Origin of the sequence: Streptomyces sp. 11x1 (genome assembly GCF_032598905.1) — a bacterium.
GTDB lineage: Bacteria > Actinomycetota > Actinomycetes > Streptomycetales > Streptomycetaceae > Streptomyces.
In genome coordinates this window covers 9,798,476-9,811,425 of the sequence record NZ_CP122458.1, presented here as the reverse complement: position 1 = coordinate 9,811,425, position 12,950 = coordinate 9,798,476, and the positions used below count along the sequence as shown (strand labels likewise).

The following is a 12,950-nucleotide window of genomic DNA, read 5'->3' as shown; positions in this document are numbered from 1 at the left end:
AACAGGAGAACTGAGGAAATGGTCCACAGCAAGGCGGTGGCGGCATGAGTCTGCCCCTGCCTCAGACCGTCAGGGGCGACTCGGCTTCGGAAAGGCTCCAGAACCTCGGACTGGAGCTGCCCGACCTTCCCGGCAACGCATACTTCGTGCACCACAGGGCGGTGGACTCCAGCATCCACATCTCCGGCCAACTCCCTTACAGGGAATGTGCGTTGTTGGGGCAGGGCGTTGTCGGCCGGGACGTGGAGCTGGAGACCGCGAAGGAGCTCGCGCGCCATGCCGCGCTGAACTGCCTTGCGGCCGCTGTGCAGGCGGTGGGCGATCTGGACCGGGTCCGGATCGTGCAGATGCTGGTCTTCGTGGCCAGCACACCGGACTTCGGTGAGCAGTCGCAGGTCGCCAACGCGGCCGGTGAACTGCTCATCGAGGTCCTGGGGGAGAACGGACGGCACGCCCGCACCGCGATCGGAGTCGCCGGGCTACCGCTCAACACACCGGTTGAGATCCAGATGATCTGCACCGCGGTGTAGCGGCGCGTACCGAAGCGCCGATGGTGCCGGTCGGCGTGATGCGGGAGTCACGTGATGCGGGAGTCATCAGCCGTGCGCAGGACGCCGGCGCCGAGCACAGCCTCGGCTCCGGGCCGTGCGTCACAACGCGCATATCAAGGCGTCCTTCCAGTGCAGGTCCCGAGCCCCGAGGCCCCCATCCGCGGGCGTGGGAGGCCTCGGCGCCGGCGTCGGCACCCGCTCAGGCACCTCGCCACTCCCCCGAGGAAATCGCCGCCGCCGTCGTCTTCCTCGCGTCGTCCGAGTCCTCGTACATCACCGGGGCAGCCCCGCCCCGTCGACGGCGACCACACCGCCTTCCAGCACCGGCCCACACGGTTCCCAGACACAGAAGAAGGACACGCCATGAACGCGCTTGCGGCACCACCCCGAAACGGAGAGCTCGGCTTCTGGGTGGCCCAACTGGCCGACAAGAAGCCCTCGTTCCCCCGGTTCACCGGACAGGACTCCGTCGACGTCGCCATAGTCGGCGGCGGCTACACCGGCCTGTGGGCGGCGTACTTCGCCAAGAAGCTCGAACCGTCCCTCTCGGTCGCCGTCTTCGAGGCCGAACAGGTGGGCTACGGCGCATCAGGACGCAACGGCGGCTGGCTCTCGGCCATGCCGCCGGGAAGCCGTGCCACCTTCGCCCGCGCCGGCGGAGGGCTGGAGACAAGCCGGGCACTGCAGCAGGCGTTCGTCGCCGGCGTCGACGCGGTCCTGGGCATCCTTGAGGCCGAGGGCATCGAGGCCGACCAGCACAAGGGTGGCGCGCTCGTCGCCGCCCATACTCAGGCGGGGCTGGGCCGGCTGGTGGCCAGACGTGATGCCGAACTGAAGTACGGGCTGACCGACGACGAAGTCCACCTGCTCGACCGGGACGAGTTCCAGTCACAGATCAACATCTCCACCGTCCACGGCGGGCTCTTCTACAAGCACTGCGCGCGAATTCACCCCGCGAAGCTCGTCCACGGCCTCGCCGACACCCTGACCTCCATGGGGGTCAGGATCTACGAGGGCAGCCGCGTGGACAGCGTCGCGGACAAGACCCTCACCCTGGCCGACGGGCGTGTCACCGCGGCGAAGACGTTCATCTGCACCGAAGGCTATTCGGGACGGCTGCTGGGCCGCCGGAGCCTGATCCCGGTCAATTCCTCGATGATCGTGACCAAGCCCCTGCCGGAGGAGGCGTGGAAGCAGATCGGCTGGGACGGTCCCCAGTGTCTCAACGACTCCGCGTACACGTTCATCTACGCCCAGCGGACGTCGGACGGCCGTATCGCCATGGGCGGCCGCGGTGTCCCGTACCGCTTCGGGTCCGGCACGGGGGGAGCCGGTGCGACCGCCCAGTCCACCATCGACCTGATCTCGCACAAGCTCAGTACCTTCTTCCCGGGCATCCCCTTCGAGGTGGAGCACGCCTGGTCGGGAGTCCTGGGCGTCACGCGTGACTGGAACGGCGGCGTGCACTGGGATCCGGCATCGGGTATCGGGTCGTCCACCGGCTATGCAGGACACGGTGTCACGGCGTCCTATGTCGGCGGCAGGACTCTCGTGGAGCTCGCCTTCGAGCAGGAAACCGAACGGACCGCCCTTCCCTGGGTCGGCTACCGGGCGCGGAAATGGGAACCGGAACCCTTTCGCTGGCTGGGTGTTCACGCCATGTACCGACTCTTCGGTATCGCCGACCGGTGGGAAGAGCGCAGGGGCTCCAGCACGACCTCACTGCTGGCCCGATTCGGCAGCAGGCTCGCCGGACTTCACGAGTAGACGAAAAGGGAACTGCTCTCATGGACGCACAACTCGCAGTCATCGGCCTGGGCAGCATCGGGAGCATGGCCCTGTGGCAGGCCTCCCGGCTGTCCGGCTCGGTGGTGGGCTTCGAGGCAGCCACCCCTGCCCACGGCCGCAGTGCGGTGGGCGGGGACACCCGCCTGTTCCGCATGGTCTACCTCGGCAGGCCGGAGTACTACCGCATCATCGAACGGTCCCGCGGCCTCTGGGCCGAGCTCGAAGCCGAATCCGGGCGGCGGGGCATCCTCACGCCTACCGGGGGCCTGTCCATCGGGACGGCGAACGGCAGCTACATCAACAGCCTCCTCGCGGCAACGCGCGTCACCGGAGCCGAGCACCGCGTCCTCAGCCGGGAGGAGTTGGCCAGGCGCTACCCCCAGCACCACCTCCGCCCGGACGACTGCGCCGTCTACGACCCCCACGGCGGCGTTCTGCGCACCGACCGCGCCGTCAGCGCTGCCGTCGCGGCGGCCCAGGCCAACGGCGCCACCGTTCTTCAGAACACACCCGTGGACAGCATCGCCGAAACCGACCACGGCGTCGTCGTCACCTCGGGCGACAGAACCTGGACGTTCGAGAAGGTCATCGTCGCCTCGGGCGGCTGGTCCCGCAGGCTCATGCCCGACCACCTCAAGGCCGTCACGGAAACCCACCGGATCGTCCTGACCTGGTTCATCGCCCAGGACGGCACACAGTTCTCGCCGGAGAACTTCCCCGCCTTCAGCCGGTGGTACGAGGACCGCTCCATGTACGGCGCACCCGCCGTCGACGGCGTGACGGTCAAGGCATCAATCGACGGACCGCTGGCCGGACGCGCGAGGGCAACCCCCGACCCGGACGCCGTGCCCAGGGAACTCACCCGGGAAGAAATCGAAAAGGTCACCGAGATCGTCACCGAGTTCTTCCCCGGCCTGATCCCCACCATCGCGCGCTCCGATGCCTTCCCCGACCTTTTCACCGAGGACAGGCATCCCCTCGTCGGCTGGCTGAACGAGAACAGCAGGATCTACTGCGCCACCGGATTCTCCGGAAAGGGCTTCAAGATGGCCACCGGCTACGGCCACATCGCCGCACACGAGGCACTCGGCAAGCAGACCGTCGAAGGCCTGGACTTCGTGCGTCCGGACCGGTTCAGGACCAGGTAGCCGCCCACTCCGGCCGCCTCGGCACGGGGGCCTCGGTATCGCCATCCGGCTGACGGTCGTTGCGGAACCCGTCTCCTGATGTCCCGCAACGATGCCGCGAACCAGCCGTATGCCGAACGCGCCCGCTGGGCCGAGCGGGCCCGACAGCCGTCCCGTCCCTGCTCGGGGGCTCGCGGTCACGACGGCCGGTGGAGTACGTATCCCGCGGCCGAGGCGGCGGGCGTCGGCCTCTACACCGGCGCGCTGTCCTGCGTCTCCGGCCTGATCGTCCTCATCGGCAGCTCAGTCACGGGCTCCCTGCTCGACCTCGACCTGATACGTGCCGTGCCCTGGCTGGTCCTCGCCGCAGTGCCGGCGCCAGCTATGGCGATCCTGCCGAGCCGCTCGGAACGGTAGGCGGATGCGGGAGTGCGGGCCGCCGACAGCCGCATGCCGCCGACCCCGACCGCGCCTCCTCGGCCCCCGGCGTCCACGCCTGCCAAGCGGCACCGCTGAACCCGAACTCGTCCCGAAGCACTGGCCCGGCCAACCGGCGACGCCGGGCACACCACACCGGTACGTCGATCCTGATCGACTACCGATGCCGCAGGACGGGCGGCGTCTCGGGACACGACCACCGCCTCGTGACCATCACCGCCCGGCCCCCGCACCACACGCGGAAATGGCCCGGTAGCAGAAGCCTCTGCGGAGCTGAGCGCCGGTGGCGCGGCGAACGAGACAGTCGTGTTCCCCTCCTGCCGATGGGCCTCGGGGGCGCGCTCACCATGCATGCCCGATGGAAGGGCGGGTCATCGGACAGGCGCCTACCGCATCAGACAGGGACGGTTGCCGTCGAACTTCCAGTCGCGGATGAGGTACTGCATGGGGACGGCATCATCGCGTGCCCCCAACGCCTTCTCCCGGTAGAGGTCGTGGGCCGCGAGCAGCCGGTCCATGTCGAGGTGGACGCCCAGCCCCGGGCCGTCCGGGACGGCGATCTCACCGCCGACGATGCGTGGCGGGGCGGTGGTGATCCGTTCCATTCCCTCCTGCCAGATCCAGTGTGTGTCCAGGGCGTTGTACTCACCCGGGGCCGCGGCGCCGCAGTGGGTCACCATGGCCAGGGAGATGTCGAAGTGGTTGTTGGAGTGGCAGCCCCAGGTCAGGCCCATCGCGTTGCACAGCTGCGCTACCCGGACAGAGCCCTGCATGGTCCAGAAGTGCGGGTCGGCCAGCGGAATGGAGACCGACTGAAGGGCCAGGGCGTGGGCCATTTGACGCCAGTCCGTGGCGATCATGTTGGTCGCTGTGGGAAGGCCGGTGGCGCGCCGGAACTCGGCGAGGATCTCCCGTCCGGAGTAGCCGCCTTCGGCTCCGCAGGGGTCCTCGGCGTAGGCGAGCGTGCCGACGAGGGGCCGGCACAGCTCGATCGCCTCGCGCAGGGACCACGCGCCGTTCGGGTCGAGGGTGATCCGCGCCTCGGGGAAGCGGTTCTTGAGCGCGCGTGCGGCCATGACCTCCTCGGCCCCCTCCAGGACGCCCCCCTTGAGCTTGAAGTCCCGGAAGCCGTAGAGATCGTAGACCGCCTCGGCCTGACAGACGATCGCTTCCGGCGTCAGGGCCTCCTCGTGGCGGACCCGGTACCACTCCACAGGGGAGTCGGGTTCGCGAACGTACTCCAGGTCGGTCCGGTCCGGGTCGCCGACGTAGAAGAGATAACCCAGCACTCGCACGGAATCCCGCTGTTGGCCGTCGCCCAGGAGCGCCGCGACGGGCACGTCGAGGTGCTGCCCCAGGAGGTCGAGCAGGGCCGACTCGACGGCGGTGACCGTGTGGACAGTGGTCCGCAGGTCGAAGGTCTGGACGCCCCGTCCACCGGCGTCGCGATCGGCGAACCGGTCACCGATCTCGCGCAGAACGCGCTTGTAGTCCCCCACCTTCGCCCCGACGACCAGCGACTCGGCGTCACGCAGCGTCTGCGTGATCTTCTCCCCGCCGGGCACCTCCCCCAGCCCGGTACGCCCCTCGGAGTCGGTGAGGACAACGACGTTGCGGGTGAAGTAGGGGCCGTGCGCGCCGGAAAGGTTCAGCTCCATGCTGTCCCGGCCGGCGACCGGGTAGACGGAGAACGCCGTGACGGTGGGTTGTCCGATGCTCATCGGGTGCCTCTCTGCGGTGAGGTGGTGCGGGGAACGAAGATTTCCGGGCTCGGGGGAATGGCGGGCTCGGGGGAATGGCGGGCTCGGGAGGTTTGCGAGTCCAGACGCTTGCGAGTTCAGACGTTCAGGACGTCGAGGGCCCACTCGGCCATCAGGACGCCGCCCAGGCCGAGGACGGCGAGCACCGTCGTATAGGTGGTACGGACCTTGATCGCCTCGATGACGGAGAGGTTGAAGTACTCCTTGAACAGCCAGAATCCCGGATCGTTGACATAGGAGCACGCAATGGAACCGCAGGCGACGGCAAGCACCATCATCTCCGGGTGGACCCCGCCGCCCGCCAGGAGCGGCAGCACCACGCCGGAGGCCGTGACGACGGCGACCGTCGCCGAGCCGAGCGCTATGCGGAGGATGACGGCGACGAGCCAGGCGAGGACGATCGGCGAGATGGACCAGCCCTGCGTGGCGTCCTTGATGTAGTCGGAGATCCCGCCTTCGACGAGGACGTTCTTGAAGCGTCGGACGCGCTGGGCGAGACGATCCACATGGCACGGCTCGACGGCCCGGACGTCGTCTACCTCGCCACCCGGGAGTCCCACGAGTACCTGCGTACCATCAGCCGAGTCGGCCGCCGCGTCCCGGCCCACGCCGGAGCCCTCGGGAAGGCGCTGCTCGCCGAGCGCGCCGAGGACGAACTACCGGGCGCGGACGGACCGTTGTCGGCCCTCACGGAGAACACGCACACCCACCGTGCCGCACTGCTCGCCGACCTGGCCCAAGTGCGCGAGCGCGGCTACTCCATCGACCGCGAAGAGACGGTGACCGGTATCGTCGGCTTCGGCTTCGCCCTGAGGTACGACACACCGGCCACCGATGCCATCAGTTGCTCGGTTCCGGTGGCCCGGCTGACCCCGGAACACGAGGTCCACATCGTCTCCGTGATGCGGGAGACACGAGCGAAGATCGAAACTCACCTTCCGCCCGTCTCAGGGGTACCCGACTGGCGCTGAGGGCTGCGAGCCCGCCCGATCCTCGCTGCTCGACGCCGCAACCGGCCGCACACGGCGCATCAGCGTTCTGGCCTTCAGAGGCTTGATCTCCGCGTTCGTGAGCGCGGTGCGCATGGTCGCGGAGATCTGTCCCCACTGCTCGACCACCGGCGAACTCGGGAGAGTGGCATCGGGCCCCTTGATCGCTGCGGAAAATGGCTTCTGCCGGACTGCCGAGGGTTGCTGCGGCTGCCCTGAGCGCGGCGGGGCCAGAGAGGTGCGCATCCCGGGCAACCGTTCGCAGATGAGTGGTCACCACGGGTCGGGCGGCCCGTGCCCCGCCTCGACCTCGGTTTCGGTCTCGCCTTCAGCAGCCCGCGCAGTGGTTTGTCGGGACGATTGCGCTGTCCCGGCCCCGCCACGGTTCACCTCGCTGTGGGGGGCTGACCTGGGCTGTGCGCCTGTCCTCGCAGCTGCGATCACCGAACCGGATTCCAGCCGTCGGTGCCTGCCAGGTACTTCTGGGCGGTGAATTGCCATGCCTCGGCGTCGGTCGGCTTCGCCGCGTCCGCACCGTTGCCGGCTCCGAGACCGGAGTTCCGGTACTCGCTGAACCGGGCCCTTTGCCATGTGAAGAGCTCCGGGTCCGATGGAGGCTCGATTCCCCGAGAGGATCGAGTCATGGCACGTCCGTCCCCCTGTCCGCCCGAGCTGTTACGACGAGTTGCGGATACGGCGGTCCATGGGAACCGATCGGCGCAGGCAAGGACAACGCGCTCGCAGTGTCGTTCCACGCCGACCTTAAACGCGAGAGCTCCATGGCACCCACCGTTTCGAAAGGTCCCACCCCTTCCGCCCGGTGATCTTGCCCTGGACCGCCCGCCACCGCACCTGCGCAAGACGCGCCGCCGACAAAAGCGATCCGCAGGGGTCCGGCTCCTCGGAAAGGACCCACCCCGGCGGACACTCACCGCTTCAGCGAGTCACGGAAGCGGGGGTAGGCGTTCTGCATCAGCTGCCGGAGCTGGGCGGAGAACCAGTGTCCGGCGACGGGCGCGTTCGGCGGTGAGCCGGTGGGGTTGTTGCCGTTGCGGGGGTTGCCGCCACAGGTCGGGTCGCACATGCGGTCGAAGCCCTTGCCCTCGTCGTTGGGGATGGCGGCGCTGGAAGGTCCGTCGGACTCCCCCTGGCGGCTTGACCCACACATAGACGTCGATGCCGGCGGCCGGTGCCGCGGTGGGCCGTTCACCGATGGCGGCGCCGCTCTGGTTGCACCAGTTGCCGGCGTGGATGCGCCGGTCGATGCGGCTGCCGTCGACGTAGGCGTCCACAGAGGTCATCGGGCCGGGGCCGAGGGCGGGCGGAGCCGCCCCAGCCGTTGCGGAAGGTATCGATCAGCATGCCGAAGCCGGCGGCGACGAGCTTGTCCCGCATCGCCTGGGCGAAGGACTGCTCGTCCGCGTACTGGTTCCAGTCCAGCCACTTCGACTGCCGCGCCGTCTGCCCGCCGACCGAGTCGGTGATCTTCAGGTACGGCTCCTTGGTCGGGCTGTAGTTGGCGGTGTTGACGATGAACCCGGCCACGTCGTTCAGGCTCGCTCCGTTGGTGGTGGCGACCTTGTGGAACTGCTGCACGGGGGGCCGAGGTTGCTGTCCCAGCCGAGCCAGCCGTGGTGTGCGGCGTCGATGTAGTTGTAGACGTTCGGGATGGCGCCCAGCTTGTCGAGGGCGTAGGAGACACCCTTTTCGTAGTTGCCGTTGGCCTGCATGGTCACGCAGGCGTCGGTGGTGGTGGGGGTGCCGCCGGCATTGGTGACCGGGTTGGGCAGCGAGTCGGGCTCGATGACGGTGGCGATCCGAAGGGACGCGTACTTCGGCTCGGAGAGGATCGAGGCGATCGGGTCGATGTACCGGGTCCTGTACCTGTCGATCTCGTCGGGCTTGAGCTCACCGTTGGAGGCGAGGGCGGCGCAGTCACGGCCCGGTAGTTCACGACCTGGATGACGAGCTCACCGGAGCCCTTCTGCTTCAAGGCCTCGTCGAGGTGGGCGCGCAGACCCATTCCGTTGTTCACTCCGTTGATCGCGGCGATGCGGTCGAGCCAGACGGCCGTGGGCTGGTCGGAGATGCGGCTGCCACCCGGCTCGGCGGCGCGGCCTTGGCCGACCACTCGGGGTTCACATAGGGCCAGTACACGCCGTTGCAGGCGGCCCACAGCGTCCTCGGGTCGAGCCAGGAGATCTTCTCGACCCGGGACGGCATCAGGTTGGGATATGCGCCGCGTTCCGCCCTGCCCCAGCCGGCGCCTTCTGCGGTATCGCGTGAGGGTTCAGACGCCGGGGAACCGTAGCGAGGGGCCAGGTGAGGACGGCAAGGGGCTGGCGCTTAAACGGTGTTGACGCGTTCCGGTACGGCCTCGGCCCGGGCGGTGTCGCGGGGCAGTCGGCCGAGTGCGGCCGACAGCCACAGCAGGATCCCGCCGACCGCGATGTGAAGCGCGCTGGTGAGCGGCGAGTCGGGCAGCCCCGTCAGGAACGCGAACAGCGGTACGACGACGGCGTATCCCCACGACGGCACCCTCGGGAACATCCGGCCGCGGACCATGGCCGCCCCGAACAGGGCGCAGCCCAGGGCGAACACGGCCGCAGAGCCGAGCAGCGCCGGAATCGTGGGGCCGGTCAGAGTGGCCTTGGTCGTGTCCTCGTCGAAGTAGAACAGCACGAGGTTCGCCGCGTAGGCGGCCCCGCCGAACAGTCCGAGTCCGACCAGGTTGACCACATGGGCGACGTCGCCGAAGCGTCCGCCGACCGGGCCCTGCCGCCGGTGCAGCGCGGTGAGCAGCGGCAGCGCGAAGGCGGGGGCGATGGCGAGGAGCAGGCTTGTGGTGGCGGTCTCACCGGTGAAGGCCTCCACCAGCGCGGGCAGCGCGATCAGCAGACCGGACAGTGCCCCGCACAGGGCACCGGCACGCAGGAACAGTGCGGACATGAGAGTCAACTCCCTTGACTCGACGGGCAGATCAGGCTCGAACCGTAGGAAGGCGGCGGCCGGGCGGGGGAGATGAAGAACGGGGAGACCGGTAACCGGAGGTCACCGGCCATGCCGCCGGTCGGCATGTGCCGTTCGGCCACACTTGCCCCGTACCCCGGGTTGCCCCGCCGGACAGCGCCTAGCCTGACCGCGAGGGAAGAGGGGGCGCGCATGGCGGGCAGTGTGCCGGTGCGGTGGGTGGCGCCGTTGCTGTACGGCGCGGTTCTGGTCAGCGGGCTGTACTACGCCGCGGCGGACCTGGACGACGGTCCCGGGCCACCGCTGTGGCGGACGGTCGGCTTCGGTGCGGCGCTGGCCGCGCTGTTCGCCCTGGAGCAGACCGTCCGGCGGTGGCCCGCCGCCCGGCTGCCGGTGATGCTGGTCCGGGCCGCCCTGATCGGTGCGGTGGTGCTCCTCGACGCCTCGGGACTCTCCCAGGTCCTGTTCGTACTGCTGCCGTTCACCGCCTACTTCGCCTTCGGCGCGGCGACCGCGCTGGCGCTGGCCGCGCTGTGTCCGGCCGGGCTGCTCACCGCGTACATGGTCGGCCCGCCCGGCTGGTACAGGGACGTGGACCGGGTGAACGACCTGCTGATGCTGGTCGTCGGGCTGGTGCTGGCGCTCGCCATGGCGGCCGTCGCCGTCGGCGAACAGCGCGCCCGGCATGCCCTGGAGGAGTACGCGGACCGGGTCGCGGAGCTGTCCGCCGCCGCCGAGCGCAACCGGCTCGCCCGGGACCTGCACGACAGTCTCGGCCATCATCTCACCGCGATGTCCGTGCAGTTGGAGATGGCGTCGGAGTTCCGCACCCACGATCCCGAGGCGGCCCGGGAGGCCGTGGACGAGGCGCGGCGCTCGGTGACCCTCGCGCTGGCCGACGTACGTCAGTCGGTGCGGGTGCTGCGCGGCGAGGCGTCGCGGCCCGCCCTGGCCGCCGACCTCGCCGCCCTGGCCCGCGAGGGCGATGCGCGGCTGCGGGTCACCGTGGAGGTGAGCGGCCCGGAGGACGGCTACGGGACGGCCGAGCTGACCACCTTGTACCGGGCGGCGCAGGAGGCCGTGACCAACGCGCGTCGGCACGCCCGGGCCTCCCGGGTGACGGTCGCGCTGCGGCTCGCGGACGAGGGGGCCCTCCTGGTCGTCGCCGACGACGGCCGGGGATTCGTCCCCGACGCGGCCGACGCGGGGTACGGTCTGCTGGGCATGCGGGAACGGGTGCAGCTGGTGGCGGGGACCGTACACATCGACAGCAGCCCCGGCGCCGGCACACGACTGACGGTGACCGTGCCCAGGGGAGGGACGGGATGAGCTGGGAGCCCGCGGGGCCGGGGTCGGGGCCGGAGCCTGTGCGGGTGCTGGTCGTGGATGATCAGCGGCTCATTCGGGACGGCATCGCCTCGCTGCTCTCCGTCCGGCCGGGTATCGACATCGTCGGCACCGCCGTCGACGGCCGCGACGCCGTGGCCAAGACGCTCGAACTGCGACCCGACGTGGTCCTGATGGACGTCCGCATGCCGGAGCTCGACGGCGTCGAGGCGGTCGCCGTCCTGCGAGGCAGGGTGCCGCGATGCCGTGTGGTGATGCTGACGACCTTCGACGACGAGGAGTACGTAGTCCAGGCCCTGCGCGCCGGAGCGAGCGGTTACCTCCTCAAGGACCTGCCGGCGGACGACCTCGCCCAGGCGGTCCGGCTGGCGCACGCCGGTGTCACCCAGCTCGACTCCTCGGTGGCCCACCGCCTCACCGACTCCCTGGCCTCCTCGACGTCCTCGGCCTCTTCCACCTCCTCCTCCGGCCCGCGCCCCGAAGTCCCGCTCAGCCCACGCGAGATCGACATTCTCCGGCTGGTGGCGCACGGGCACACCAACCGGGAGATCGCCGCCCGGTTGTATCTGAGCGAGGGCACCGTGAAGAACCACGTCTCCCGCATCCTCGGCCGCCTCGCACTGCGCGACCGCACCCAGGCCGCGGTGCGAGCCCGGGACCTCGGCCTGCTGTGACGCCCGCCTGCCGAGGCGCCCTCAGCCGCCGGTGCGGGTCCAGCCAGCCGGTGCCGGGTGGTGTGCTCTCCGCGGCTTGGTGCCGGGTCGGGTCTGCCGGTCCAGTACTGGGCGGTGTTGATGTCGCGTCCGGTCCGGACGTCGGCGAGTGCCCCGCCGTGTTGGAGGCGGTCGTCGAGGATGAGGAGGTAGCGGCCGTAGCATCCCGGGGTGAGTGGGAGGCAGAGGGGGTCGAGGGCGTGTCGGACGCGGCGGTCGTAGAGGGCCATCCGCTGTGGTGCTGCTGCGGTCAGGACGGCTGAGGCGAGGGCGTCGCCGGTGCGGAAGCCGGGCAGTTTTCAACACCCTCACCGAGCGGACCGAGAACCAGGCCCTGTCCGCGGCCCGGGCACCCGTCGAACGAGGCATGACACGGCTGAAGTCCTGGCAGATCTTCCGCAGATCCCGCATCAGCCCCAACCGCATGAGCGTCATCACCCACGCCCACAAGCTCATTGACGCCCGCATGCAACGTCAACGATGATCGTCACCCTCCATGACCACCGAATACGGGACACGACCTCCGCCGGCGCGTGACGGCACCGATGACGTGGGTGGGCGAGGGACATGGATGGGCTCTCCCTCAAGGGACATGCGTGTGCTCTCTTTCAGCCGTTGCATCTGACCGGACCACTGAGCGGACAGCACCGAGTGGTCCACCGGGCCGAAAGGCTGCCGCGGAGATCAAGAATTTTTTCGCCTCGGCCGCTTCGCTCGAAGGCTTGTCCTGGGCCGACTCCCTGACGCCGACGGCAGTATGCCCCGTGCGGGCCGGGACGCGCCTCGGCCCGCACGGAGCAATGGGTCACGCGGGGAGTGCGTGCGCGTCTCAGACGACCATCCACTGCTGGTTGGCGCCGGAGGCGCAGGTCGACTGCTCCAGGGCCGCCCCGTTGGCAGTGGACCCCCCTGCCACCTGGAGGCACTTTCCGCTGTTGACGTTGGTGAAGGTGACGTAGCCGCCGATCACCGCGGTCCTCGTCCACAGTTGGTGCGGGGCTCCGGTGCAGGTCGACTGGACGGCCACCGCGCCGTTGGCCCTGAGGCTCCGGAGATCTGCAGGCACTTGCCGCTGTTGACGTTGACCAGTTGGTGGTTCGAGCCCACGGCGGTGGGCACCCACTGCTGGTTGGCGCCGGAGTTGCAGTTGCCGGAGTTCACCGCTGCCCCATCGGCGGTGCTCTCGAACCAGACGTCCGCGCACTTGCCGCTGTTGCGGTTCGGCAGGTGGTTGTTCGGGGCGCCGAGCGGACCGGCCATGACCGGC

At 69.6% G+C, this 12,950-nt stretch carries 10 protein-coding genes and 5 pseudogenes; 8 read left to right on the top strand and 7 right to left on the bottom strand.

The window, feature by feature from the left end; all coding sequences use genetic code 11:
- Nucleotides 1–44: 44 nt before the first annotated feature.
- The 4 genes from P8T65_RS43195 (at nucleotide 45) to P8T65_RS43180 (ending at nucleotide 3,883) form a co-directional block, all read left to right on the top strand.
- Nucleotides 45–530 carry a RidA family protein gene (locus tag P8T65_RS43195; protein ID WP_316730896.1) on the top strand — a complete coding sequence of 162 codons (486 nt, stop codon included), beginning with the start codon at nucleotides 45–47 and terminating at the stop codon, nucleotides 528–530.
- Between the two features lie 384 nt (nucleotides 531–914).
- On the top strand, nucleotides 915–2,318 hold the full coding sequence (locus P8T65_RS43190; RefSeq protein WP_316730895.1) for an FAD-dependent oxidoreductase: 1,404 nt from the start codon (nucleotides 915–917) through the stop codon (nucleotides 2,316–2,318).
- 20 nt (nucleotides 2,319–2,338) lie between these two features.
- Nucleotides 2,339–3,487: an FAD-dependent oxidoreductase gene (locus P8T65_RS43185; protein ID WP_316730894.1), complete on the top strand. Its 1,149-nt coding sequence runs from the start codon at nucleotides 2,339–2,341 to the stop codon at nucleotides 3,485–3,487.
- A gap of 78 nt (nucleotides 3,488–3,565) precedes the next feature.
- Nucleotides 3,566–3,883, top strand: a complete 318-nt coding sequence (locus P8T65_RS43180) for a hypothetical protein (protein WP_316730893.1) — start codon at nucleotides 3,566–3,568, stop codon at nucleotides 3,881–3,883.
- Between the two features lie 407 nt (nucleotides 3,884–4,290).
- Here the strand turns inward: P8T65_RS43180 and P8T65_RS43175 are convergent, their stop codons facing one another.
- Together P8T65_RS43175 and P8T65_RS43170 are read right to left on the bottom strand one after the other, a co-directional pair.
- Nucleotides 4,291–5,619 (bottom strand): enolase C-terminal domain-like protein, encoded by a 1,329-nt coding sequence (locus P8T65_RS43175; RefSeq protein WP_316731907.1) that lies wholly within the window; start codon nucleotides 5,617–5,619, stop codon nucleotides 4,291–4,293.
- Nucleotides 5,620–5,741: 122 nt separating this feature from the next.
- A pseudogene (locus tag P8T65_RS43170) lies at nucleotides 5,742–6,140 on the bottom strand (gluconate permease); the annotation flags it as partial.
- Here P8T65_RS43170 and P8T65_RS43165 point away from each other — a divergent pair.
- Nucleotides 6,138–6,635, top strand: a pseudogene (locus P8T65_RS43165) (IclR family transcriptional regulator); the annotation flags it as partial. The pseudogenes P8T65_RS43170 and P8T65_RS43165 overlap by 3 nt on opposite strands.
- Nucleotides 6,636–7,581: 946 nt before the next feature.
- On the opposite strand, the pseudogene P8T65_RS43160 reads toward P8T65_RS43165, so the two are convergent.
- The 3 genes and pseudogenes from P8T65_RS43160 to P8T65_RS43150 all read right to left on the bottom strand — a co-directional run.
- Nucleotides 7,582–8,798, bottom strand: a pseudogene (locus P8T65_RS43160) (glycoside hydrolase family 6 protein); the annotation flags it as partial.
- A gap of 9 nt (nucleotides 8,799–8,807) precedes the next feature.
- Nucleotides 8,808–8,975 (bottom strand): annotated as a pseudogene (locus P8T65_RS43155) (metallophosphoesterase); the annotation flags it as partial.
- A 24-nt stretch (nucleotides 8,976–8,999) separates the two neighbouring features.
- Nucleotides 9,000–9,602, bottom strand: a complete 603-nt coding sequence (locus P8T65_RS43150) for a hypothetical protein (RefSeq protein WP_316730892.1) — start codon at nucleotides 9,600–9,602, stop codon at nucleotides 9,000–9,002.
- A gap of 213 nt (nucleotides 9,603–9,815) precedes the next feature.
- Between P8T65_RS43150 and P8T65_RS43145 the strand changes: the two genes are divergently transcribed.
- The 3 genes and pseudogenes from P8T65_RS43145 to P8T65_RS43135 form a co-directional block, all read left to right on the top strand.
- Nucleotides 9,816–10,952, top strand: coding sequence for a sensor histidine kinase (locus P8T65_RS43145; protein ID WP_316730891.1), 1,137 nt, complete (start codon nucleotides 9,816–9,818; stop codon nucleotides 10,950–10,952).
- On the top strand, nucleotides 10,949–11,644 hold the full coding sequence (locus P8T65_RS43140; protein WP_316730890.1) for a response regulator transcription factor: 696 nt from the start codon (nucleotides 10,949–10,951) through the stop codon (nucleotides 11,642–11,644). Before P8T65_RS43145 ends, P8T65_RS43140 begins: the two co-directional genes overlap by 4 nt.
- 343 nt (nucleotides 11,645–11,987) lie before the next feature.
- Nucleotides 11,988–12,167: pseudogene (locus tag P8T65_RS43135) on the top strand (transposase family protein); the annotation flags it as partial.
- Nucleotides 12,168–12,512: 345 nt separating this feature from the next.
- Here P8T65_RS43135 and P8T65_RS43130 read toward each other — a convergent pair.
- Nucleotides 12,513–12,599 (bottom strand): RICIN domain-containing protein, encoded by an 87-nt coding sequence (locus tag P8T65_RS43130; protein ID WP_316731906.1) that lies wholly within the window; start codon nucleotides 12,597–12,599, stop codon nucleotides 12,513–12,515.
- A gap of 50 nt (nucleotides 12,600–12,649) precedes the next feature.
- Nucleotides 12,650–12,943, bottom strand: a complete 294-nt coding sequence (locus tag P8T65_RS43125) for an RICIN domain-containing protein (RefSeq protein WP_316731905.1) — start codon at nucleotides 12,941–12,943, stop codon at nucleotides 12,650–12,652.
- Nucleotides 12,944–12,950: the final 7 nt, after the last annotated feature.